The sequence below is a fragment of the Rhodanobacter sp. L36 genome, assembly GCF_009765755.1.
Classification (GTDB): Bacteria; Pseudomonadota; Gammaproteobacteria; order Xanthomonadales; family Rhodanobacteraceae; genus Rhodanobacter.
On sequence record NZ_LMUV01000004.1, the window covers coordinates 28,240 to 51,281 of the forward strand.

Annotated in this window: 17 protein-coding genes; 12 read left to right on the plus strand and 5 right to left on the minus strand. The window is 61.8% G+C overall.

What is annotated here, in order from left to right; translation table 11 throughout:
* Positions 1-45 precede the first annotated feature (45 nt).
* From GSQ73_RS07285 to GSQ73_RS07295, 3 genes are all read left to right on the plus strand, one after another.
* Positions 46-348 (plus strand): LysM peptidoglycan-binding domain-containing protein, encoded by a 303-nt coding sequence (locus tag GSQ73_RS07285; protein ID WP_158882562.1) that lies wholly within the window; start codon positions 46-48, stop codon positions 346-348.
* A 20-nt stretch (positions 349-368) separates the two neighbouring features.
* Positions 369-665, plus strand: a complete 297-nt coding sequence (locus tag GSQ73_RS07290) for a hypothetical protein (protein WP_174236072.1) — start codon at positions 369-371, stop codon at positions 663-665.
* A gap of 342 nt (positions 666-1,007) precedes the next feature.
* The gene (locus GSQ73_RS07295; protein WP_158882564.1) at positions 1,008-3,245 is read left to right on the plus strand and encodes an NADP-dependent isocitrate dehydrogenase; all 2,238 of its coding nucleotides are present in this window, start codon (positions 1,008-1,010) and stop codon (positions 3,243-3,245) included.
* 16 nt (positions 3,246-3,261) lie between these two features.
* On the opposite strand, the gene GSQ73_RS07300 is transcribed toward GSQ73_RS07295, so the two are convergent.
* On the minus strand, positions 3,262-3,420 hold the full coding sequence (locus tag GSQ73_RS07300) for a hypothetical protein (RefSeq protein ID WP_158882566.1): 159 nt from the start codon (positions 3,418-3,420) through the stop codon (positions 3,262-3,264).
* Positions 3,421-3,590: 170 nt separating this feature from the next.
* On the opposite strand from GSQ73_RS07300, the gene GSQ73_RS07305 reads away from it, so the two are divergent.
* Positions 3,591-4,634, plus strand: coding sequence for a TraB/GumN family protein (locus GSQ73_RS07305; protein ID WP_158882568.1), 1,044 nt, complete (start codon positions 3,591-3,593; stop codon positions 4,632-4,634).
* Positions 4,635-4,692: 58 nt separating this feature from the next.
* A complete protein-coding gene (locus GSQ73_RS07310) occupies positions 4,693-5,751 on the plus strand; it encodes a TraB/GumN family protein (RefSeq protein ID WP_158882569.1) in 1,059 nt (352 codons plus the stop codon).
* A gap of 9 nt (positions 5,752-5,760) precedes the next feature.
* On the opposite strand, the gene GSQ73_RS07315 is transcribed toward GSQ73_RS07310, so the two are convergent.
* Together GSQ73_RS07315 and GSQ73_RS17860 are read right to left on the minus strand one after the other, a co-directional pair.
* Positions 5,761-6,705 (minus strand): aldo/keto reductase, encoded by a 945-nt coding sequence (locus tag GSQ73_RS07315; protein WP_158882571.1) that lies wholly within the window; start codon positions 6,703-6,705, stop codon positions 5,761-5,763.
* Between the two features lie 105 nt (positions 6,706-6,810).
* Entirely contained in the window at positions 6,811-6,981 is a 171-nt protein-coding gene (locus GSQ73_RS17860; protein WP_174236074.1) for a hypothetical protein, read from the minus strand.
* A 109-nt stretch (positions 6,982-7,090) separates the two neighbouring features.
* Between GSQ73_RS17860 and GSQ73_RS07320 the strand changes: the two genes are divergently transcribed.
* From GSQ73_RS07320 to GSQ73_RS07340, 5 genes are all read left to right on the plus strand, one after another.
* Positions 7,091-8,011, plus strand: coding sequence for a LysR substrate-binding domain-containing protein (locus GSQ73_RS07320; RefSeq protein ID WP_158882573.1), 921 nt, complete (start codon positions 7,091-7,093; stop codon positions 8,009-8,011).
* A gap of 71 nt (positions 8,012-8,082) precedes the next feature.
* Positions 8,083-9,195 carry an S-(hydroxymethyl)glutathione dehydrogenase/class III alcohol dehydrogenase gene (locus tag GSQ73_RS07325; protein WP_158882575.1) on the plus strand — a complete coding sequence of 371 codons (1,113 nt, stop codon included), beginning with the start codon at positions 8,083-8,085 and terminating at the stop codon, positions 9,193-9,195.
* Positions 9,196-9,218: 23 nt separating this feature from the next.
* Complete coding sequence (locus tag GSQ73_RS07330) at positions 9,219-10,697, plus strand: glucoamylase family protein (RefSeq protein ID WP_158882577.1); 1,479 nt, start codon at positions 9,219-9,221, stop codon at positions 10,695-10,697.
* 130 nt (positions 10,698-10,827) lie between these two features.
* Entirely contained in the window at positions 10,828-11,751 is a 924-nt protein-coding gene (locus tag GSQ73_RS07335; RefSeq protein WP_216844741.1) for a methyltransferase, read from the plus strand.
* A 19-nt stretch (positions 11,752-11,770) separates the two neighbouring features.
* Complete coding sequence (locus tag GSQ73_RS07340; RefSeq protein ID WP_158882579.1) at positions 11,771-12,304, plus strand: pseudouridine synthase; 534 nt, start codon at positions 11,771-11,773, stop codon at positions 12,302-12,304.
* A 9-nt stretch (positions 12,305-12,313) separates the two neighbouring features.
* On the opposite strand, the gene GSQ73_RS07345 is transcribed toward GSQ73_RS07340, so the two are convergent.
* Positions 12,314-13,108 (minus strand): TatD family hydrolase, encoded by a 795-nt coding sequence (locus GSQ73_RS07345; protein ID WP_158882581.1) that lies wholly within the window; start codon positions 13,106-13,108, stop codon positions 12,314-12,316.
* A 281-nt stretch (positions 13,109-13,389) separates the two neighbouring features.
* On the opposite strand from GSQ73_RS07345, the gene GSQ73_RS07350 reads away from it, so the two are divergent.
* Together GSQ73_RS07350 and GSQ73_RS07355 are read left to right on the plus strand one after the other, a co-directional pair.
* Positions 13,390-15,357 (plus strand): S8 family serine peptidase, encoded by a 1,968-nt coding sequence (locus tag GSQ73_RS07350; protein ID WP_158882583.1) that lies wholly within the window; start codon positions 13,390-13,392, stop codon positions 15,355-15,357.
* Between the two features lie 432 nt (positions 15,358-15,789).
* Complete coding sequence (locus GSQ73_RS07355; RefSeq protein ID WP_158882585.1) at positions 15,790-20,451, plus strand: ESPR-type extended signal peptide-containing protein; 4,662 nt, start codon at positions 15,790-15,792, stop codon at positions 20,449-20,451.
* A gap of 226 nt (positions 20,452-20,677) precedes the next feature.
* Here the strand turns inward: GSQ73_RS07355 and GSQ73_RS07360 are convergent, their stop codons facing one another.
* Positions 20,678-22,993 (minus strand): protease pro-enzyme activation domain-containing protein, encoded by a 2,316-nt coding sequence (locus GSQ73_RS07360; RefSeq protein ID WP_216844742.1) that lies wholly within the window; start codon positions 22,991-22,993, stop codon positions 20,678-20,680.
* Between the last annotated feature and the right edge of the window lie 49 nt (positions 22,994-23,042).

Genomic DNA, 23,042 nt, shown 5'->3' on the forward strand with positions numbered 1-23,042 from the left:
CCGCTGGCTATCACTGCACACTGATCCGAGCGGAGAGATGTGCCGATGACAGGCGACAGCAGCAAGCCGGGCCATTCGAGTGCGAGGGAAATCGTTAAGGAGCAGGCCGCCAATATGTCGCCGGCATCCAGGGCGGATTTCGTCGATGTGGCGTCGCATGCGGCGGCGGTCATCGGCGACACAACCATCCACAGGGTCGCGGAAGGAGATACCCTAGCGTCGATCGCCACGTATTTCTATGGAAATGCGGACGCAGGGAAGCTGATCTTCGATGCCAATCGCGATCAACTCACCGACCCGGATCGGATCAAGCCCGGACAGATGTTGAAAATTCCCGCCAAGCCCTAGCCCTGAACAGGAGATGCCCGATGAAGATGATCCGCCAGACCTTGATGTGTACCTTTTCGCTCGCTGCCGTACTCGCCTTGAGCGCGTGCAACAAGAGCACCGACGACACGACCGCTACGCCGCCGCCTGCCGCCGCTACCACGCCTGCTCCTGCGCCCGCACCGACTCCGGCTCCCGCTCCCGCGACCACCGCTCCGGCCATGGCTCCTGCCACGGGCGGTTCGGCCATGTCCCCGGCTGGCAGCGGCTCGGCGATGGCGCCGATGCACAGCGGTACCGCCGCGGCGCCGGCCAGTGCTTCGACCGCTGCGCACTAAGCAGCTGACGATATCGATGGGCCGCACAGGCGCCGCGTGACGGCGCAGTTCTGCTCACCGACATCGACGTGAAACAAAAGGCGCGCAGCTTTCTGCGCGCCTTTTTTTGTGCTGATTCTTCATGCGCCCATCGATTGGCGATGGTTCGCCAGCACCCGCGCAAGCTTTCGTCCGCGCCGCGAAAACGCGACAATGGGCAGCTGTCGTGACGGTGACGCACCGTGACGGACATCATGTCCGATCCAGCTTCATGCGCCTCGTTGCCCATGTTTCATCGCCACCGATGCGCGCCTTTTCCATCCTGCAGAAATTTCGCAGCACCCAACAAGGTCCATGCCGACAATGTCCAACACACCGAAGATCATCTACACGCTGACCGACGAAGCGCCCTTCCTCGCCACGCAGTCGCTGCTGCCGATCATCGATGCGTTCACCAGCACCGTCGGCATTTCGGTAGAGACACGCGACATCTCGCTGGCCGGCCGCATCCTCGCGCAGTTTCCGGATCGGTTGAACGATGACCAGAAAATCGCCGACGACCTGGCCGAACTTGGCGAACTGGCGACGACGCCGGATGCCAACATCATCAAGCTGCCCAACATCAGCGCATCGGCACCGCAGCTCAAGGCGGCGATCCGCGAATTGCAGCAGCAGGGTTATGCGTTGCCGGATTATCCCGAAGCGCTGCAAAACGACGACGACCGCAACGTCAGGATGCGCTATGACAAGGTGATGGGCAGCGCCGTCAATCCGGTCTTGCGCGAAGGCAATTCCGATCGTCGCGCGCCGCTTTCGGTGAAGAATTACGCGCGCAAGCATCCACATCGGATGGGCGCGTGGAGCGGCGATTCCAAGACGCACGTTGCGCACATGGACGGCGGCGATTTCTACGGCAGCGAAAAATCCGTGCTGATCGACAAGGCCGGCAGCGTCCGCATCGAATGGTTCAGCAAGGACGGCAGCCACAGCGTGCTCAAGGAAAAAACCGCGCTGAAAGCCGGCGAGATCATCGATGCCGCCGTGATGAGTCGCCGTGCATTGGCCAGTTTCGTCGACGAGCAGATCGCGGACGCGAAACGTCAGGACGTGCTGTTCTCGCTGCACCTCAAGGCCACCATGATGAAGGTCTCCGACCCGATCATGTTCGGCGTCGTGGTCACCGAGTTCTATAAGGATATGCTGACCAAACACGCCGACACGTTGAAAGCGATCGGCTTCAATCCGAACAACGGCATCGGCGATCTGCAGGCGCGCATTGGCACGCTTCCGGCCGAACAGCAGGCCGCGATCGAAGCGGACCTCGCCGCGGAATATGCCAATCGTCCGGCATTGGCGATGGTCAATTCCGACAAAGGCATCACGAATCTGCACGTGCCCAGCGACGTCATCGTCGATGCGTCGATGCCTGCGATGATCCGTGATTCCGGCGGCATGTGGAACACGCAGGGCAAGCTGCAAGACGTCAAGGCGTTGATTCCCGATCGCAGCTACGCCGGCGTCTATCAGGCAGTCATTGACGATTGCCGCGCGCACGGCGCGTTCGATCCGGCGACCATGGGCAGCGTGCCCAACGTCGGCCTGATGGCGCAGAAAGCCGAAGAATATGGTTCGCACGACAAGACCTTCCAGATTGCCGCCGATGGCGTGGTGCGCGTGACCGATGACGCTGGCAATGTGTTGCTTGAGCACGCTGTCGAGGCCGGCGATATCTGGCGCATGTGCCAGACAAAAGACGCGCCGATCCAGGACTGGGTGAAGCTCGCGGTCGAACGCGCGCGCCTGAGCAACACGCCGGCGGTGTTCTGGCTCGATCCGCAGCGCGCGCACGACGCGCAGATGATCACCAAGGTCGAGCGCTACCTGAAAGACCACGACGTGGCCGGTCTGGATATCCGTATCCTCTCGCCGGTCGAGGCGACGAAGTTTTCGCTTGAGCGCATTCGCAAAGGCCAGGACACCATCTCGGTCACCGGCAACGTGCTGCGCGATTACCTCACCGATCTGTTCCCGATCATGGAGCTCGGCACCAGCGCGAAGATGTTGTCGATCGTGCCGCTGATGGCCGGCGGCGGCCTGTTCGAAACCGGTGCCGGCGGCTCTGCGCCCAAGCACGTGCAGCAGTTCGTCGAAGAGGATTACCTGCGCTGGGATTCGCTCGGTGAATTCCTCGCACTGGCCGCGTCGCTCGAACATCTCGGCAATCGTTTCGGCAACGCCGGCGCGAGTGTGCTCGCGCGCACGCTGGATCAGGCCAACGGCCAGTTCCTCGACAGCAATAAATCGCCGGCACGAAAAGTCGGCGAGCTCGACAATCGCGGCAGCCATTTCTATCTGGCGATGTACTGGGCGCAGGCGCTCGCCGCGCAGAATGACGACGCGGCATTGAAGACGCGCTTCACCGCGATCGCGCAGGTTCTGAAAGATAACGAGGCAACCATCATCGGCGAACTCAACGGTGCGCAAGGCAAGCCGGTCGAGATCGGCGGCTACTTCCATCCCGACCTGAAGCGGGTGAGCGCAGCGATGCGTCCGAGCAAGACCTTCAACGACGCATTGGCGACACTCGCTTCCACGCGTTGACCGCGGTCGCGAACAATCACGGCAGAAGGAGCGCCAAGGTGCTCCTTCTGCCGTCGATGATCAGGGTTTTCGCCGCGACAAGGACTTCGCGTTGCGCCGGTTCGGGAAACGCATTCACGAGCATCCTTTGAATCGCAATCGCTTGTCCGGTCAAGGCGCCGACGTCGCGCGACATTTTCGTCGAGTGACGCGTGTTCGCACAGCGACATTCAGGCGATGCCGCGCGCCAAACCGTTGCTGTCTGTCGGCCCAACGAACTCTTGCACTTTCGCGGTCGCGCGCGGTCGAATCGCTAAGATGACCAGTCAGGCGCCGTGCCTGTTTCGTGGTTCGATGGAGTCGATCATGCGCCTCGTACTTGCCAGCATCGCGCTGTCGCTGAGCCTGCCAGGCTTCGTCCATGCGCAGGTGTCAGCATCGACAGTGCCGACGCCCGATCAGATCACTAACCTCGAGGCCACCACGGTCAGCGGCGTGATGCCCGGGCCCGGGCTCTGGAGGGTGAGCAAGGGCGATCACGTGATGTGGGTACTCGGCACGCTGTCGCCGTTGCCGCAGCGCATGCAGTGGGAATCGCGCGACCTCGAAGATGCGATCAGCCATTCGCAACAGGTGCTGCTGTCGCCCACGATCAAGCCGAAGGTCGACGTCGGCTTCTTCGGCAAGTTGTTTCTGCTGCCTTCGGCGTACAGCGCGCGCAAGAACGACAACGGTGCCACGCTGCAGCAGGTGCTGCCGGCACCGACCTACGCACGCTGGTTGGTGCTGAAACAGAAATACATCGGCAAGGACAATGGCGTCGAGCGCTGGCGACCTATCTTTGCCGCGCAGCAGCTGTACCGAAAGGCGATCAGGGCCAACGACCTCAGCAGCTCCGGCGGCGTGCAGGCGAACATCGACGCGCTGGCGAAAAAATACGGCATCAACGAAACACCGACCACGTACGAGGTGGTGATCGAACATCCGCACGATGCGATCAAGACATTCAAAAGCTCGGGTATCGACGATGTCGGTTGCTTCGGACGCACGCTGGACAGCATCGAGCACGACATGCCGGCGATCACGGCACGCGCGAATGCATGGGCCACCGGCGATCTGCAGGCGCTGCGCACGCTGCCGCACAGTGATCGTTTTGGTACTTGCGTCAACGCGATCACCGGCGCCGAGTTCGCACGCAAGCTTGGTTTCGCCGATGCGCCGCAGAAACTCGAAGCGCTCTGGATCAATGCCGCGCGCGTGGCATTGCGCGACAACAAGCAGACGTTCGCGATGCTGCCGATCGATCAACTGCTCACCGCCGACGGTTACCTGGCGAAACTCAAGGCGCAGGGTTATCAGGTCGACGCGCCCGAAGAAGATACCGACACCGATGCCGGCAGTACGCCGTGATGTTCGTCAACTCGATCGCGCATTGATCGTTGCCGGAGGAGTGACTGGAGGAGGCAGGATGCGATATTCGAAGGTGCTGTTTTTCTGTGCCGTGTTCGCTACAACCTCGGCCATGGCGCAAACGTCGACGACATCTGCAGCAGCGCCAGCCAGCGCGCCCGACAAAGATCGCGCCACCAATCTTCAGCAGGTCACCGTGAGTGGTGTTCAGCCCGGGCCGGGCCTGTGGAAAATCAGCAAGGGCGATCACGTGCTATGGGTGCTCGGCACGTTGACGCCGCTGCCGAAGAACATGCAGTGGGAGGCGCGCGAAGTGCAGGACGATCTCGCACGCGCACAACAGGTGCTGGACGCGCCGACCATCGATGTCGATGCGGACATCGGGTTCTTCGGCAAGCTGGCCTTGCTCCCGTCGCTGATCGGCGTACGCAGCAATCCGGGTGGCCGAAAGCTGCAGGACTTGATGCCTGCGACGGAATACGCGCGATGGCTGGCGCTGAAAAAGAAATACATCGGTCACGACAATGGTGTCGAGAAGCAGCGGCCGATTTTCGCAGCGATCACGCTGTACTTCGCCGCGATCAAGCAGGCGCAGCTGGCGGACAAGGTGATCGATCCAGTGATAGGGAAAGAACTGAAGCAGCGCGGCATGAAGGCCACGCCGGTGGCTTTCACGATCCAGGTGAAAAATCCGCGCGAGCTCGTGAAGGATTTCAAGCACGAATCGATCGGGGATCTCGACTGCTTCAGCAAGACGCTCGATCACCTCGAAAGCGACGTAGGCATGATGCGCGAGCGCGCCAACGCCTGGTCGACGGGCGATCTGGATCACCTGCGCGCATTGCCGATGAGCAACGAGATGGACGTTTGCGTGTCGGCGATCACCGAATCGGGTATCGCGCAAAAACTCGGCGTTGCCGATCTCCGCAAAAAACTCGCGGCGACCTGGGTATCGGCGGCGAGTCAGGCGCTGGATGCCAACCGATTCACCTTTGCTTCGTTGCCGATAGCCAATCTGCTCGGGCCGAATAGCTACCTGAGCACGATGAGATCACGCGGGTATCGTGTCGACCTGCCGGACGGACTGAGCGACGAATCCGGCAGCCCCGAAAAGTAGAGTTCCAGCTCAGTCGCTCGCTGCATCCAGTTGGGCGATTTCGTTGTCATTCAATTCGAGTTGGGCGGCGCCGAACAATTCGCGCAATTGCTCCACGCTGGTAGCGCTGGCAATCGGTGCAGTGATACCGGGGCGTGCCATCAGCCACGCCAGTGCGACCTGTGCAGGCTTTGCCTGATGGCTGACGGCAATATCATCGAGCGCGGCGAGAATCTGCGTGCCGCGCGGGTTGAGGTATTTCTTCACTGCGCCGCCGCGCGCCGCACTCTTGGAAAGGTCGGTATCGCTGCGGTATTTGCCGCTGAGGAAACCGCTAGCCAGCGAGTAGTAGCTGATCACGCCAATGTTTTCCGCGCGGATCAACGGCTCCAGCGCCTGCTCGTAACCCGAACGGTCGGCGAGGTTGTACTCGGGCTGCAGGCTTTCGTAGCGCGGAAGATTGTTGTCCTTCGACACCTTCAACGCGTCCGCGAGACGATCAGCTTTGTAGTTGGAAGCGCCGATCACACGCACCTTGCCGGCATCGATCAGACGTCCAAACGCATCGAGCGTTTCATGCAGCGGTACGCTGGCATCGTCTTCATGCGCCTGGTAGAGGTCGATGTGATCGGTCTGCAGACGCTTGAGTGAACCTTCCACCGCCAACTGGATGTTGCGTGGCGAAAGGCCAGGTTGCTCGTTCCACTTGGCCACCTTGGTGGCGATCACCACCTGATCGCGCTTGCCGCTCTGCGTGAACCACTTGCCGATGATGGTTTCCGAATCGCCGCCGCGGTTACCCGGCACCCACGCCGAATAGACGTCCGCCGTATCGACGAGGTTGAAGCCAGCGTCGACGAACGCGTCGAGCAGTTCGAAGGAACGTTTTTCATCCGCGCTCCAGCCGAACACGTTGCCGCCGAAGGCGAGCGGGGCGATGGACAACGACGATTTTCCAAGAGGACGCTTTTGCACGGAACACCTCGGACGATGGGGAGCGACAAGCATGCGCGCGACCGAGCTAAGACCATGTGATTCGTCCGAGGTTTTTGTGTGTGTGCGCGAATCAAACACTGCCGATCAGCGCGGACCCATCAGCCGCGGCCACACGGCCGCGCAGCGCACGAGCAACGTTCGCTGCGGCTTGGCGAAAGGCCTGGATGTCTTGCGCTGCGCATCCGGGCGCCAGACAAGATCCTTGTGCGCAACGTGGCCGTGCAAAAACAGAAGACGAGTCCAGATCGAACGCATGGGAAGCACCTTCCGATAGCCGCCGAGGCTTGGCGAAAATGCAATATAGGCGCGCGTCGGATGGCCAAAAAGCGATATATTCGCAAGTCAGCCTTGAGGAAAATTCAAGATGGGAAAGCCGCCGCTGGCCTTGCTGCAACAGTTCGTACTGGTCGCTCGCGAGGGCAATCTTTCGCGCGCGGCGGCACAGGCCAATCTCACTGTCAGCGCACTCAGCCATCAGATTCGTCAGCTGGAAGAACGACTGCAACAACGGCTGTTCGAACGCGGCCCGCGCGGCGTGAAGCTCACCATCGACGGATGCACTTTGCTCGATGCGGTGGGCGAACATTTCGATCACATCGAGCACGCGATGGCGCGCTATCGCAAACGCCCGAACGATACGTTCACCCTGAGCGCCAGCACCGGCATCATGTCTGGTTGGCTGGTGCCACGCCTGCCGCGTTTGGTCGCTGCGCATCCCGAACTCGAACTCAATCTGCAGTCCGGTTCGGCGCTGGTGAATTTCGAGCGTGAGCCGGTGGACGCGGCGTTGCGTTACGGCCGCGGCACGTGGGATGGATTGCAAAGCGAACGTCTGTTCGGCGAGTGGATCGCGCCCGTCGCTGCGCCGGAGCTGGTGGCGAAAATGGCCGGCGCCGATCCATGTGATCTTTCGCAATGGCCGCTGCTTGGTGATCCGAATCCTTCGAGTCGCTGGAAACAGTGGTTTTCCAAAGTGGGCGGCGCACCACCCAGCCGTTACGTGGCGAACTTTGACAGCCTCGACGCGCAGCGCCATGCAACGCTGGAAGGGCTCGGTGTGGCGATGGGCCGCATGGTGATGTCGAAATCGCTGATTGATGCCGGGCGCCTGACGGTACTCGGCGACCGCTATTTGCCGGTGGAAGAAGCGTACTGGTTGGTATATCCGCCACGCTCACAGGAACATCGCGGCTTCCTGCTTTTTCGCGAATGGCTGCTGGCCGAGGCGGACGATTATTGTGGGCAGATGTCGGTATTCCGACCTGACGACACGCCTGTTCGCTGATGCAGTTTCGAAAACCGGTCGCAAGCGTCATCATCGTGGGCTGTCATCGATCCATCGTCAGGAGTTGAGCCATGAAGTCACGCGCCGCCGTTGCATGGGAAGCGGGCAAGCCGCTGTCGATCGAGGAAGTGGACGTCGCCGCGCCGAAAGCCGGTGAAGTGCTGGTGCGCATCGTCGCGACCGGCGTCTGCCACACCGACGCGTTCACGCTGTCTGGCGCGGATCCGGAGGGCATGTTCCCGGTGATACTCGGTCACGAAGGCGGCGGCGTCGTCGAGGAAATCGGCGAAGGCGTGACCTCGCTGCAAGTGGGCGATCACGTGATTCCGCTGTACACACCCGAATGCGGCGAGTGCAAGTTCTGCCGTTCGGGCAAGACCAACCTCTGCCAGAAAATCCGCGTCACGCAAGGCAAGGGCCTGATGCCCGACGGCACCTCGCGCTTCTCGCACAACGGTAAACCGTTGCTGCACTACATGGGCACCAGCACCTTCAGCGAATACACCGTGCTGCCGGAAATTTCACTGGCAAAAATCAGCAAGGCCGCGCCGCTGGAAAAAATCTGCCTGCTCGGTTGCGGCATCACCACCGGCATTGGCGCCGTGCTCAATACCGCGAAGGTGGAACCGGGCGCGAGCGTGGCGGTGTTCGGCATGGGCGGCATCGGTTTGTCCGTGGTGCAGGGTGCGGTGATGGCGAAAGCCGGACGCATCGTGGTGGTTGACACCAACCCGGCGAAATTCGAGATGGCGAAGCTGCTCGGCGCCACCGACTTCATCAACCCGAAGGATTATCCGGACACGCCGATCCAGCAGGTGATCGTCGACCTCACCGATGGCGGCGTGGATTATTCGTTCGAATGCATCGGCAACGTCCACGTGATGCGCGCGGCGCTGGAGTGCTGTCACAAAGGCTGGGGCGAATCGATCATCATCGGCGTCGCCGGTGCCGGCCAGGAAATCAGCACTCGGCCGTTTCAGCTGGTGACCGGCCGGGTGTGGCGCGGCTCCGCCTTCGGCGGCGTCAAGGGTCGTTCGCAGCTGCCGGGTTACGTGGACCGCTACATGGCCGGCGATATCAAGATCGACGAAATGATCACCGAAGTGCTGCCGCTGGAACGCATCAACGATGCCTTTGATTTGATGCACGAAGGCAAGGTGATCCGCTCGGTCATCCACTACTGAACATGCGGACGACGAAGACTCTCATGCATATCCGCACCTTGAAAAATATTGCTCTCGTCGCGCTGCTCGCTTTCGCCGGCGGCTGGCAGCCGTCGATCCACGCCAAGGAGGTGGCGCATGGTTTCCATGCGCTGCCGAAGCAGGATCAGGCAATGCTCGACGACGTCGAGAAACGCACATTCGAATACTTCCGCGACAGCGCCAACCCGGCGAGCGGACAGATGCCGGACCATTGGCCGCAGCAACCGCACAGCGATTATTTCTCGTCGATCGCCTCGATCGGTTTCGGCCTCACGGCTTACGGCATCGGCGTCGATCGGGGCTGGATGACGCGCCAGGAAGCCGTCAAGCGCACGCTGACCACCTTGCGTTTTTTCCACGATGCGCCGCTGAGCGATGCGGTCGATGCGCCCGGGAACCACGGTTTCTTCTACCACTTCCTGGACATGCGGAGCGGTCACCGCTCAGGCAGCCAGCAGCTGTCGGAGCTGTCATCGGTGGATACGTCGTGGTTGATGATGGGCGTGCTTTTCAGCGAGTCGTACTACGACCGCCCGAACAAGGACGAGAAGGACATCCGCCGGCTGGCTGACGAAATCTATCGCCGCGTGGACTGGCCGTGGTTCACCGGCGGTAGCCCGTACATACAGGGCGGCTGGACGCCGGAGCACGGCTACGATTTCAATTACTGGCGCGGCTTCAACGAGGCGATGTCGGTCTACATCCTGGCGATCGGCTCGCCCACGCATCCGGTCGAGCCGGCCGCCTGGCAGCGCTGGACTGAAACCTACAGCCGCACCTGGGGCGAGTTTCAGGGGCAGGAATACCTCGGTGGTCATCCGTCGTTCTGGCACCAGTACAACCACGTGTGGATCGACTTCCGCGGCATCCAGGACGACTACATGCGCGCGCATGGCATCGACTATTTCATCAACAGCCGGCGCGCCGCGCTGGCGCAGCGGCAGTACGCGATTCACAACCCGATGCAGTGGACCGGTTACGGCGCCACGGTCTGGGGTCTCACCGCGTCCAACGGACCTCGCGGTGATCCACTGCCCGGTCAGCCCGATCCGTATGCCAACGACTCGAAGGAATTTTTCGGCTACATGGCTCGCGGTGCCAGCGTGCGGCAAGTGGTCGACGACGGAACGATCGCGCCGACCGCTGCGGTGTCGTCGATCGCATTTGCGCCGGAACAGGTGATCCCGACCATTCGCGATATGGAGAAGCGTTACGGCGCCAATGTTTACACGCGCTACGGTTTCGTGGACGCGTTCAATCCGAGCTTCCATTTCACCGATCGTCCGCTCCACAGTGGACGGGTGGTGCCGGGTCTGGGCTGGGTGGATAACGAATATCTGGGTATCGACCAGGGGCCGATCGTCACCATGCTCGAAAACTACCGCAGCGATTTCGTCTGGCGCGTGATGCGACGCAACCCGTACATCCGTGCCGGGCTCGAACGCGCCGGCTTCAAGGGTGGATGGCTCGACCGACACTGAGCGCATCAACAACTGCTGCGATTCGAAGGTGACGACAGGATTCCACTGTTCGTGCACATTTTCACCGCCACATTGCGGCAAACTTGGGCGGCATGGTCGGCCATGCCAGAAACGCGTGGGAGCGCACGACATGGAAAAGAACCGGATTGGAAAACGCACGCGTCTCGCAACGCTGTGGCTGGCGTCGCTGTGCCTGTTGCCGTTGGCTGCGTTCGCACAGGCCGCGCCCGCAACAACGTCGGCCGACCAGCCAGCCGACGAACTGGTGCCGCCGACCAGCGCCAGCGATTTCACTTCAAGCCAGCTCGACGATGCACTCGCCGGCAGCTGGCGTACCGCGAGTTTTCGCGCGCGCGACGTGTATCGACACCCCAAGGCGACGTTGCAGTTCTTCGGTATCCGTCCCGATCAGACGGTGATCGAAATCACGCCCGGCGGCGGCTGGTACAGCGAAATCCTGGCGCCGTTGCTGCACGACAATGGGCACTACATCGCCGCTGTCGAGAAGGCGGATGCTGGCGAGGCGAAGCAGGATCACGATGCGCTGCATACCAAGTTCGCCGTTGATTCCGCGCATTACGGCAAGGCGCAGTTCGTCGAGTTCGACCCGAAGGCGCCGGTGTTCGGCGCGCCGAATTCGGCGGATCTCGTGCTCACTTTTCGCAACGTGCACAACTGGGTGATGGCTGGCACGGCGCCGGCGATGTTCAAGGCGTTTTTCGCCGTGCTGCGACCCGGCGGCGTGCTCGGCGTGGAAGACCATCGCGCCAGCGACGGCGCGGCGCTGGACTCGGTGAAAGCCAGCGGTTACTTGCCAACCAGCTACGTCGAAAAGCTCGCGACCGACGCGGGGTTCCGCCTCGATGAAAGCAGCGAGATCAACGCCAACCCGAAGGACACCAAGAATTATCCGAAGGGCGTGTGGACGTTGCCGCCGACGCTGGCGCTGGGCGAACAGGACAAGGCGAAGTATCATGCGATCGGCGAATCCGATCGCATGACGCTGCGTTTCGTCAAACCCGTGGGGTCTGCTGCAGCCGACTCCGCGCGCTGATTTTGCGCAACGTCCGGCCATGTTGATCGCGCTCAACAAGCCGTACGACGTGCTGTGCCAGTTCACCGACGCGCAAGGCCGTCGTACGCTCGCGGATTATGTACATCAAAAGGACGTCTATGCGGCTGGACGTCTGGATCGCGACAGCGAAGGCCTGTTGCTTCTCACGGATGATGGCAGCGTGGCACATCGGCTCACCGATCCGCGGCACAAGCAGGAAAAGACTTATCTGGTGCAGGTCGAGGGCGAGATCGACGATGCGGCACTGTTGTCGTTGCGCCGTGGCGTGCATCTCAACGACGGACTCACTCTGCCGGCGCTGGCCGAGCATGCGATCGAACCGTCGTGGTTATGGCCGCGCGATCCGCCGGTGCGTTTTCGCCAGAACATTCCCACCTGCTGGCTCACGTTGACGCTTCGCGAAGGACGCAACCGACAGGTTCGGCGGATGACAGCGGCGGTCGGGTTTCCGACGCTTCGATTGATTCGCGTGCGCGTGGGCGAGCACGCGCTCAACGAGCTGGCGCCCGGCAAAACGCGCGTACTCGTGTAATCCCGAAGGTCAGATGGAAGACAAACCGAAGAACGCTTCGGCCGTAACGGTGCTGTTCGCCGCCGTCACTTCCACTGGCTCGCCACGATCGCGCGCCACTTCCTCGCAGATGTGTCGCAGGTACATCGGTTCGTTGCGTCGGTGCGCGGGCTGCGGTCGTACCGTGCGTGGCAACAGATACGGCGCGTCGGTTTCCAGCATCAAACGATTTGCGGGAATCTCGCGAACCAGTTCGCGCAGATGTGTGCCGCGCCGTTCGTCGCAAATCCAGCCGGTGATGCCGATGTGGCAATCCAGCGCAAGGTAATCGCGCAGTGCTTCGCCGGTATCGGTGAAGCAGTGCACCACCGCTGCCGGCAGCTTGTCGCGATAGCGGCGCAGCAGCGCGATGAAATCCGTATGTGCATCGCGCTGATGCAGAAACAGTGGCTTCTGCACATCCACCGCGATCTGCAACTGCCGTTCGAATACCTGCAACTGCACTTCGCGCGGCGAATAATTTCGGTTGTAGTCGAGGCCGGTTTCGCCGATGGCGCATACCATCTGGTCGCGCGCCAGCGCGCGCAACTCATCGTCTGTCGCGTCGTCGTAGTCGATCGCGTGATGCGGATGCACGCCGGCCGTAGCGAACAGCACACCCACGTGCGCCCGCGCCAACTCCAGCGCATGTCGACTTCCATCGCGCGAAGCGCCCGTCACGATCATCCGACCCACGCCGTGGGCGCGAGCACGCTGCAGCACAACATCGAAATCATGCTGGAAAGATTCGTGTCCGAGGTTGGTTCCGATATCAAGCAACTGCACTAAATACGCTCCCCGAACGAATCGCGATCGCGGCCGTACGCGGTGGTCGCAGCGCTGTCTTTCTGCACTCGCACAATTGAATTTTCCTCGAAGCAAAAGTTTGCGTTGACGATCGCAAGTTTTGGCTGCTAGTTTCGATGAACGGCATCACATGGAGTGGCCGTTTGGGGGCTTGACACCGATCGTCGATCCGGTGGCAAGGGGCGCGGGGAGCGCTCCGGGCAAATCACTCTTGCCAGAGTTGCACGGCAAGGTCGCAGCCACTCATAGGGATAGCTCCAATGGCGAATCGTTTAGTGATCAAGGGGCTGCTTGCAGCCTCCGTTGGCATCGCTCTGTCTTTCACCGGGTTCACCTCTGCCGCCCAGAGCCAGAACGTCGCGGCATCAGCCAACTTCAACGTGAGCGCACTCCAGGCCGGCAGTGCTTACGACCGTTTCATCGTAACGTACCGTGATGGCAGCACCGAGCGCCTCAGCGCTGCTGCTGCCACACAGAACGTGAGTGCTGCGGCGTTACGCGCGAAATTGTGGGGTACGGCAGGTACCAACGCCAAGGCCATCACCGTGCTGGGCGTCAGCCACATGCGCAAGTTGGCCATCGGCGCCGAATTGATGCATACGTCACGCAAGCTGAGCAGCACAGAGGCTGATACGCTGATCCGCCAGATCGCTGCCGATCCCGCAGTAGCCTTCGTCGCTCCCGATGTGATGCGCCATGCAGTGAAGGATATCCGCGCCACAGCTGTGACTCCTTTCGTCCCGAACGACACGTATTACGCGCACTACCAGTGGCATCTGCGCGCCCCTGATGGCACTCCCGAGACCGACACTGCGCTCGGAACAACGGTTCCGAACATGGGCGGCGCCAACGTCGCGCAAGCGTGGACTTTGGCCGATGGCACGGGCGTCACGGTTGCCGTTCTTGACACCGGTATCACCACACACCCTGATATCGATACCTCACTGGCTGCCGCGGGCTACGACTTTATTACCGACGCGCTCGTGTCCGGGCGTGCCACCGACGGCAGAGTGCCGGGCGGCTGGGATACGGGCGACTGGACCACGGGCGCCGCCTACACGAGCTGTGTCAGTGCAACCAACCCAGCAGAGGCCAGCAGCTGGCATGGCACACAGGTTACCGGGACGGTCGCCGAGCTCACCAACAACGGCGTCGGCATGGCCGGTATCGCTTATAACGCCAAGGTGTTGCCGGTCCGCGTACTCGGCCACTGCGGTGGCAGCGACAGCGACATTGCCGACGCGATCATCTGGGCTGCCGGCGGTGCCGTAAGCGGTATTCCCGCCAACACCCATCCCGCTCAGGTAATCAACCTGAGCCTTGGCGGCGGCGGTATATGCACTGCCAGCGACGTCACTGCCCAGGCCATCGCACAGGCCAACGCACTAGGTGCCGTGGTCGTCGTTGCTGCGGGCAACGACGGCAAGGATGCCGCGAACTACTCGCCGGCCAGCTGCCCTGGCGCGGTGACTGTGGCATCGGTGGGCATCACGAGCAAGAAGGCCTACTACTCTAACTACGGCACCCGCGTGAATATTGCTGCACCGGGCGGCGGCATTTTTGCCAATGACGCCAGCAGCGGAACCCAGGCCGACACGGGTTTCGTCTGGCAGGCGATCAACAGCGGCGCCACGGTACCTGCGGCCGCAAGCTACATCGGTTTCGCGGGCACCTCGCAAGCCACGCCGCACGTGACCGGCACAGTCGCGTTGATGCAGAGCGCTCGTCTGGCCAGTAGCCAGGCGCTGCTCTCGCCAGCTGATGTGCTGACCATGTTGAAGAATACGGTCCATGCGCCAACCGTGGTCCCGACCCAGAAGATCGGCGCCGGTATCGTCGATGCCTACGCAGCCGTGACCGCGGCGATCAACAATGACCTTGGCGGTGGTGTCGGTGGTGGCACCGATACCGCAACCCCGCTGGACAACGGGATTGCGGTGAGCGGCGTCTCCGGCGCAGCAGGGGATGCGCTTCAGTACAAGATCACGGTGCCGGCCGGCGCGCGTACGCTGATATTGCGCACGCTCGGTGGCAGCGGCGACGTGTCGTTGTACGTGAAGTCAGGCGCGCCAGCGAGCGCCACCACTTTCGACAAGTCGTCGGTTCATGCCAACTCCAACAACGAGTCGGTATCGATCGCGGTTCCGGATGCAGCCACGTATTACCTCAGTGTGGTCGGAGTGAAGAACTTCAGCGGCCTCACCGTCCAAGTGAACTACGTGCAGTAAATGATCCCGCCCTCCGGCGCATCGGAGGGCATATCTGCGGGGAATGGCGGATTGTTTGCGAGCTGGCGAGCGGGCGTGCAAGGGCAGATGTCACCGGAGAGACCGGTGACATTACTTCGGCGTGGGAGCGCACTCGTTGAACACGCTGCGCCGCCGCCACGACAAGGTCGAAGTCTGCAATAGACACTTGTTGCGTCAGTAACGATCGTTCCAAGGGAGTGGCTCGTGAGTAATGGAAATGCCGCCGGCAAATGGGTACCAAAATATGGACGTATAGACGTCTATATGACGAATCCATACAGCTGATCGAAATTCAAAAGTTCCGTGTTTCAGCGCGTCGCTTTGACATGTCATGTCAATTCATCGCAGTCGTGGACGCCCTTTGCGTTGCGTGCTGCATCTGATCGCAATTCCGCTTGGTAGGAGAGCTCGATGAACAGGATCTACAGCAAGGTATGGAACAAGTCGCTCGGCATATTGGTGGTTGCCAGCGAGTTCGCGAAAGCCAGCGGAAAAGGCGGTGTCAGCAAGCGCTCGCGTGCATCGATGGTTGCAGCATCGGCGATGCTGGGCACCATGCTTACGATCGGGGCGACCTCACTCCAGGCACAGACATTCGTGGCTGATTCCGCTGGCGCCCCGGTCGTTCCGGCGAGCGCAGGCACGGGTGGTACAGCTGGCGGTCAATCCGCAGTGGCTGGAAGCTACGCCACGGCGATCGGTTACAACGCGGTAGCGGATGGCTCCGAATCGTCCGCGTTTGGTATGTACTCTCATGCCGCTGGTGGGCAAAGCCTTGCCGCGGGGTTCTCTTCCAGTGCTTATTTCGACAGCAGCACGGCGCTCGGTGGCTATGGAGCGACAGCTTACGCAGTGGGCGCAACGGCCCTGGGCAGCATGAGCTATGCGGCCGGTGGAAACTCGGTCGCCATTGGCCCGCAATCCGATTCCCGCGCCACGGACAGCGTAGCCATTGGCCACGGTAGCCAGAGCTTTGCTGGCAGCAGCGTGGCGCTGGGTTCGAACTCGCTGGCCGATCGTGCGAACACGGTATCGGTCGGCAGTGCGGGTGCGGAGCGACAGATCACCAACGTTGCAGCAGCGACAGCGCCCACCGATGCGGTGAACTACGGTCAGCTGACATCGGTATCGACGAGCGTGGCCAGTGCGTTAGGTGGCGGCGCGGGCTTCGATCCGGTGTCGGGTCTGTTCACCGGTCCGACGTACTCGCTGACCAACGCGGGCGGCAACTACACGAACGTGGGCTCGGCTCTGACCGCGCTGGACACCTACGTGGGCGCGATCAACAGCAAGGGCAGCAAGTACTTCCAGGCCAAGAGCACTGGCGTGGCATCGTCGGCGACAGGCACCGACAGCGTGGCGGTGGGCGCCGGCACAGTGGCCAGCGGCACCAGCAGCTTGGCCGAAGGCAAGGGCGCCAAGGCCAGCGCGACAAACAGTCTGGCCGAAGGCACGACAGCCACGGCGTCGGGCACCGGATCGATCGCGCTGGGCACGATCAGCACGGCCAGCAAGACCAACGCGATTGCCTTAGGTACGAGCAGCGTGGCCAGCGGCACCAACGCGGTGGCAGTGGGCGGCACGGCGTCGGGTTTTGCCACGATCGCCAGCGCCACCGGCGCGTCGGCGTTCGGTGGGGGTGCGGGTGCGGAAGCGGCCGACGCCACCTCGCTGGGATACCTGAGCGAAGCGGACACGGCCGGTGCGACGGCGGTCGGCGCGGTCTCGTACGCCACCGGTACCGAATCGGTGGCCGTGGGTTATCTGAGTGCAACCGGTGCGGACTTCGCCACCGCGGTCGGCGCCGAAGCGCAGGCCAACGGGGTGCAGTCGACCGCGCTCGGCGGAGCGGCGGATGCCGAAGGAGAACTATCCGTGGCATTGGGCAGCGGCTCGTTTGCCGCAGCCGATGGCGCGGTGGCGGTGGGCTTTGCCTCGGCGATGGATCAGGACGCCGTGGCGATCGGCGACAACGCCGTGGCGACCACCGCCAACAGCGTGGCAGTGGGCGCAAACAGCCAAGCGGCCGGTGCCGAAGCGACGGCGCTGGGTGCCAATGCCGTGGCTCAAGGCGACGAGTCGACGACCACCGGCTCGGGCGCAACCGCGTTCGGTGCGAACAGCACGGCGAACGGCGCTGGCGCCACTGCAAACGGCGTGGAGAGCTCGGCGTTCGGCAGCAACGCGATAGCGTTCGACGACAACAGCACCGCAGTCGGTACCGGCAGCACCGCTTTTGGCGTTGGCTCGTCGGCGATCGGCAGCCTGGCCAGCACGAACGGGGATTACGCAACGGCCAGCGGCTACGGTGCATCGGCCTCGGCGATCAACAGCGCGGCGTATGGCGCCGGCGCGACAGCCGGTGGCGCCAGTGCGGTGGCCGTCGGCGGTCAGGCGGTGGATGACACGGGAACGGCGCTGATCACGCTCACGGCAACTGGAGACGAAGTGGGTCCGGCCAGTGCGACGGGTCTGGCCTCGACGGCGATCGGTGCGAGTGCGCAGGCCCAGGGCGATCTATCCACGGCGCTGGGTGCGGCATCGTTCGCGATAGGCGAGCAATCCGTAGCTGCCGGCTTCCTGTCCGAAGCCGATGGCGCCGGATCGGCTGCCTTCGGTGCGCAGGCCTATGCCGCTGGCGAGCAATCAACGGCGATCGGTGGCTCGGCCGCAGCCCTCAGCGACGGCAGCGTGGCGCTGGGTACCAATGCCACCGCATCGGGTCAGGACAGCATCGCGATCGGCAACGCCGCTTGGACCGGTGCCGGTTTGTTCGGCATCGAAGCGGTCAATGCCGTGTCGATCGGCAACAACAGCGTGGCGCTGAACGACAACAGCGTGGCGCTTGGTGCCAATGCGTTCGCCGCGGCGGACAACGCGGTGGCACTGGGCCAGGGCTCGTTCAATGATCGGGCCAACACAGTGTCGGTCGGTGATGTGGGCGCGGAACGCCAGATCACCAATGTGGCCCCCGGTACCGAGGGTACCGATGCGGTGAACAAGGATCAGCTCGACGACTCCGTGAGCGGCTCGATGCGCTACTTCAAGGCGAACTCGTCGGGCACCAATGACGATGCGCAGATCAACGGCATGGACAGCGTGGCGATCGGCCCGCGTTCGGTTGCCAACGGCAACGGTGCGATCGCGCTCGGTAGTGGTGCGACGACGACCGGCAACTACGGCGGCACGGCGATCGGCGGTGGCGACGGCACACCGGGGAAGACGAACATCGCCGGCCAGTTCGGCTCTTCGATCGGTTATGGCGCGCAGGCCAAGGGCGTGGGCGATACCGCCGTCGGCACCTTCGCCAACACGGGTGATGCCAATGCGACCGATCCGAACGACGACAGCAGCCAGTCGTATCGCACGGCGTTGGGCTACAGGTCCTCGGCCACGGGTGACGCATCGCTGGCGCTGGGTGCGTTCAATCAAGCCACCGGTGCACGCAGCGTGGCGATCGGTTATGCAGCCAATGCAAGCACGGACGACAGCGTGGCGCTGGGTTCGAACTCGGTGGCTGACCGTGCAAACACGGTATCGGTCGGCAGTGCGGGTGCGGAGAGACAGATCACCAATGTTGCCGCCGGTACCGACGGTACCGATGCGGTGAACAAGGATCAGCTCGACGCCGTGCAGGATCAGCAGACCGCGGCCGATGCGTCCAACGTGAAGTACGACGACCCAGGCAAGGGGCAGATCACCTTGCAGGGTGCCGGCGGTACAAAGATCAGCAATCTGGCGGCAGGCGATGTAAGCAGTACCAGCACGGATGCGGTGAACGGCAGTCAGCTCGACAGCACCAATCAAGCCGTTGCACTGAACACCACGGCTATCGGCGCCATCAACAACACGGCGGTCTTCTACACCGATGCCACACGCACGGCGGTGACGCTGGGTGATGGCACCACACCGGTGAAGCTGGGCAACATCGCAAGCGGTTCCGCCGACACCGACGCGGTCAACGTCGCGCAGTTGAATCTGGTGGCGCAGGGCGTCGGCGAAAACTCCGCCAACCTTGATGCGGTATTTGCAGCGATTGGCGGCGGTTCGGGTGTCGGTGCCGGCGGCAATGTCACCGCACCGACCTTTGCCATACAGGGGGCGAGCTACCACAATGTCGGCGATGCACTCGGCGCGCTGGATATCGCGGTGGGCAGTGCGCTGGTCAGCATCGGTGATCTGCGTACGGACGTCGATCAACTGCAAGCCAACAACGGTTCGGGCAGCAATGCACACGTTTCCACGGATGGCAGCGACGGCGCCACGACGGTTGCCGGTTCCAAGGGGGTGGCGGTGGGTTCGGGTGCGACCGCCGGCGGATCGCTGGGTACGGCGGTAGGTGGCGATAGTTATGCCGCGGGTCCGAACGACACGGCCATCGGCGGCAATGCCAAAGTGAACGCCGATGGCAGCACTGCCACCGGCGCCAACACCACGATCTCGGCGGTGGCAACGAATGCAGTGGCGGATGGCGAAAGCGCATCCGTTACTGCGGCATCCGGCACTGCGGTTGGCCAAGGCAGTTCGGCCACGGCGGTCGGTGCGGTCGCCCTCGGTCAGGGGTCCGTCGCGGATCGTGCTGATACGGTGTCGGTGGGCACGGCGGCGAACAACCGTCAAATCACCAACGTCGCTGCCGGCACACAGACGAACGATGCGGCGAATATGGGTCAGGTGCAGGAGGCACTGATCACGGCCAAAACCTATGCCGATGCCGGAGACACGCAAACACTGAGCGCATCCAAGGCCTATACCGATCAGAAGTTGAGCGGGTTTGCCAGCAGCAGCGATCTCAACACGTTGCGCGATCAGGTTGCCGACCAGTTTCACACGGTCGACAAACGCATCGACCAGGTTGGTGCGATGGGTACGGCGATGTCGCAAATGGCGTTCAGTACGCAGGGCATCGACACGGACAACCGGATGGGCGTGGGCGTGGGCGGCTATCACGGCGAAGGTGCGATCTCGGTCGGCTATTCGCGACGGCTGTCGCCCAAGGCCAACCTCACCTTCGGTGCAGCGGTGAGCGGTAACGAGACGTCGGCCGGTGTCGGCCTGGGCATCGGCTGGTAATTCAGCGACGAGATTTACTGAGTGGAAAAAAATACAAGGCCGGCTTCATGCCGGCCTTGTATTTTTTTAAAGGAACACATGATTCACTGATCGCGTTGCTCAAGGAAGCGATCGTTTCAAAACAGCTTGATGACCTCACAACCGTCGTCTGTTTTCGGCGTATCACCGAGAGCTTACGTCAGCATGCGTGAGCAACGAGTTATTCGTGCAAGGCTGCTCCGGAAGGCTATTGCGCCGCAGGTGCCGCGTGATCGAACGCACGCCATGCGATGAGCAAGTTCCTTGCGTTCACCGAACCCAGACCTGCCGCATAACTCCAGCCCGGTTGCGCGCTATACGCCTTGGTCTGCGGGTTGTATGCAGTCGTATTGAGTGCTGTCAGGCCGATGGGCGTCGGTGTATATCCCGGCACCTGAAGCATGCCGTAGATGTAGCAATTCGGCGTGCTTCCCGTGCCACCTTCCGCAACGGTCAGGATGGCGCAATTGACGGAATTCGAACCGCGCGTGATGTTGTGGAAAACGCAGCTACTTGTTCCATTGATGCCGTTGATGGAGTTGCAGGCAGCCAGACTGGCGGGTGCGCTGCCGGTACCCGTGCCATATTCCTGGGCCGCCAAAGCATAAAGCGTTGGAGCGGCATTGCCCTGATCGAGCGACAGGCCACGCGCGGCGAGGCCCTGGTCCATCACCGCTTGAATGCCGGCGAACATGGCTGTCGACGCGAACATCCCGTAGCCATAGGCTGCGTTCACTTCCCAAAAAAAGTGCGGAAAACAGGGATTTATTATTGTGTCGTAACACTCTGCCAAATTGGTGTAATTGCCATAAGATCCAGCAAAAATGGCCACGTCAGGCACATCGCGATACAGACCGGAAGGTGTGCCAGTCACCTTTTGCCAACTTGGCTTAAGCTCGTAAATGGAAGGCGCTCCACCCGTGCCATATTCAATGAGCGTCGATCCATCGGGATGAGCCAGGAGTTGTGCCTGGCAGAGAGCTACCGCGCTAGACCATCCTCTGGACGTGGCAGCTACGCCATTGCCACAAGATTGGTTGAGTGGAATTTCGGGAACGTAGGACAGCGCGGTGCCGTCTACGGCGTTGGGCGTACTACTGAAATACTGGCTGGTCGTATGGTCGAGTACGTCGGCGGTGTCTGTTCCGCCCACCGCAGTCACGTGAGGTGAAGATGCAAATGCATTGGCATCCACACCATTGTCGTAATCGAGATTTTCAAGCGTTTCGATTTCACTGACAGGCGAGTCGCCACTGCCAAGCTCTCCGCTGCTGACAAATACGGAAATGCCTTCGGCATCGGCCTGTGCCCAAGTGTCCATGATCACGAGTTCAAGTCCGCCGTCCGTCATTATTTCCCCACCCACATACCCGACCTCGATGATGTCCGGGCGAGTCGTGCTGTTGACGAGATTGGTTGCGGCGGTCATCACACCGCTGTCGACGTCGGTGTCGCTGGAATCTTTGCAATTTGCCACGACGATGTTTGCTCCTGGCGCCATGGCGGTTGCCCATTCCGCTTCTGCTGCCAAGGCTTCACTGCCAGGGGGTTGAGTGCCTGGCTGAGGAGGCGGTACGGGGTCGAGGCAGTTGTTCAAGTCAGAAGCAGTTGGCTGCGGCGCGATTTGCGCGAACGTACCGCCATAACTTCCGAGCTGGAACGTGTTGACGAACATGTTCCAGTCCGCGACGTTCATGTATGTGTCGCTCACTATCGCGAGAGTTACGCCCTCGCCCGTCATGCCATTCGCATGTAACGGTGCGATGTTGTACATCTGGGCCAGATCGTATGGAACGAGAACGCGGGGATTGGCAGTTGGCAACGTTTCTGGTTGCGTTTTTTGGTGATTTGCCTGTTCGACGCGTTGACCCGTGTGTTCCGTTTTCTGATGCAGATTGCTCAGCCCGGCGACTCCTGTAACCACCGGACGAAGTGCCGACGGGATGCTGATGTCGTTGGCAATGGCGAAGTGCGTGCGGCCATCGCCAAGCTTGTATCGCATCTCCCGAGTCCGGAATGAGTGGTTCACCTGCCCCACGGTGCCGCTGAAGTCGATCTGCAACTTGTTCGGATAGACGCCGTTGACCTTGAAGCCTTGCGACGCCAACCAGGCCGTGACTGCCTGTATATCCTGATCGGCGATGCCGAACGTCCGGCCGTATTCCGCAGGCGTCAGCCAATGCTGGAAACGTGGCGAATCCGGGTTGTGCTGATCCGCAATCAGGGCATTCAACGCGTCGGTCCGCTGCTGACTGCGCTGAAGTATCAGCTGCATGTGATTCATGGGCGTGGCGATATCCACACTGCCCGTCGGACGCAGTTTGTCGACAAGAGAAAGATGGCTTTTCTTCAGCATCGACACGATGGTGTCGTCGACGACATGCGTTATCCGCGGCGCTTCGGTCAGCCCGACAACATCTGGCCGCGCATTGCGGGTCGCGGTCAACGGCGTGGCACTGGTCGTAGATAAAGCGACGAGCCCGACCACGATGAAAGCGTGTTGAAGCCGACGGCTGTTTTTCACGATGTACCCCTGAAATCGGAAAGAAATAAACACGTGCCACTCAAGGTGG

Excerpts from the sequence above, each read along its gene's own strand:
- GSQ73_RS07285 (WP_158882562.1), top strand. The coding sequence starts at position 46 with ATGACAGGCGACAGCAGCAAGCCGGGCCATTCGAGTGCGAGGGAAATC.
- GSQ73_RS07290 (WP_174236072.1), top strand. The coding sequence starts at position 369 with ATGAAGATGATCCGCCAGACCTTGATGTGTACCTTTTCGCTCGCTGCC.
- GSQ73_RS07295 (WP_158882564.1), top strand. The coding sequence starts at position 1,008 with ATGTCCAACACACCGAAGATCATCTACACGCTGACCGACGAAGCGCCC.
- GSQ73_RS07300 (WP_158882566.1), bottom strand. The coding sequence starts at position 3,420 with ATGTCGCGCGACGTCGGCGCCTTGACCGGACAAGCGATTGCGATTCAA.
- GSQ73_RS07305 (WP_158882568.1), top strand. The coding sequence starts at position 3,591 with ATGCGCCTCGTACTTGCCAGCATCGCGCTGTCGCTGAGCCTGCCAGGC.
- GSQ73_RS07310 (WP_158882569.1), top strand. The coding sequence starts at position 4,693 with ATGCGATATTCGAAGGTGCTGTTTTTCTGTGCCGTGTTCGCTACAACC.
- GSQ73_RS17860 (WP_174236074.1), bottom strand. The coding sequence starts at position 6,981 with ATGCGTTCGATCTGGACTCGTCTTCTGTTTTTGCACGGCCACGTTGCG.
- GSQ73_RS07320 (WP_158882573.1), top strand. The coding sequence starts at position 7,091 with ATGGGAAAGCCGCCGCTGGCCTTGCTGCAACAGTTCGTACTGGTCGCT.
- GSQ73_RS07325 (WP_158882575.1), top strand. The coding sequence starts at position 8,083 with ATGAAGTCACGCGCCGCCGTTGCATGGGAAGCGGGCAAGCCGCTGTCG.
- GSQ73_RS07330 (WP_158882577.1), top strand. The coding sequence starts at position 9,219 with ATGCATATCCGCACCTTGAAAAATATTGCTCTCGTCGCGCTGCTCGCT.
- GSQ73_RS07335 (WP_216844741.1), top strand. The coding sequence starts at position 10,828 with ATGGAAAAGAACCGGATTGGAAAACGCACGCGTCTCGCAACGCTGTGG.
- GSQ73_RS07340 (WP_158882579.1), top strand. The coding sequence starts at position 11,771 with ATGTTGATCGCGCTCAACAAGCCGTACGACGTGCTGTGCCAGTTCACC.
- GSQ73_RS07350 (WP_158882583.1), top strand. The coding sequence starts at position 13,390 with ATGGCGAATCGTTTAGTGATCAAGGGGCTGCTTGCAGCCTCCGTTGGC.
- GSQ73_RS07355 (WP_158882585.1), top strand. The coding sequence starts at position 15,790 with ATGAACAGGATCTACAGCAAGGTATGGAACAAGTCGCTCGGCATATTG.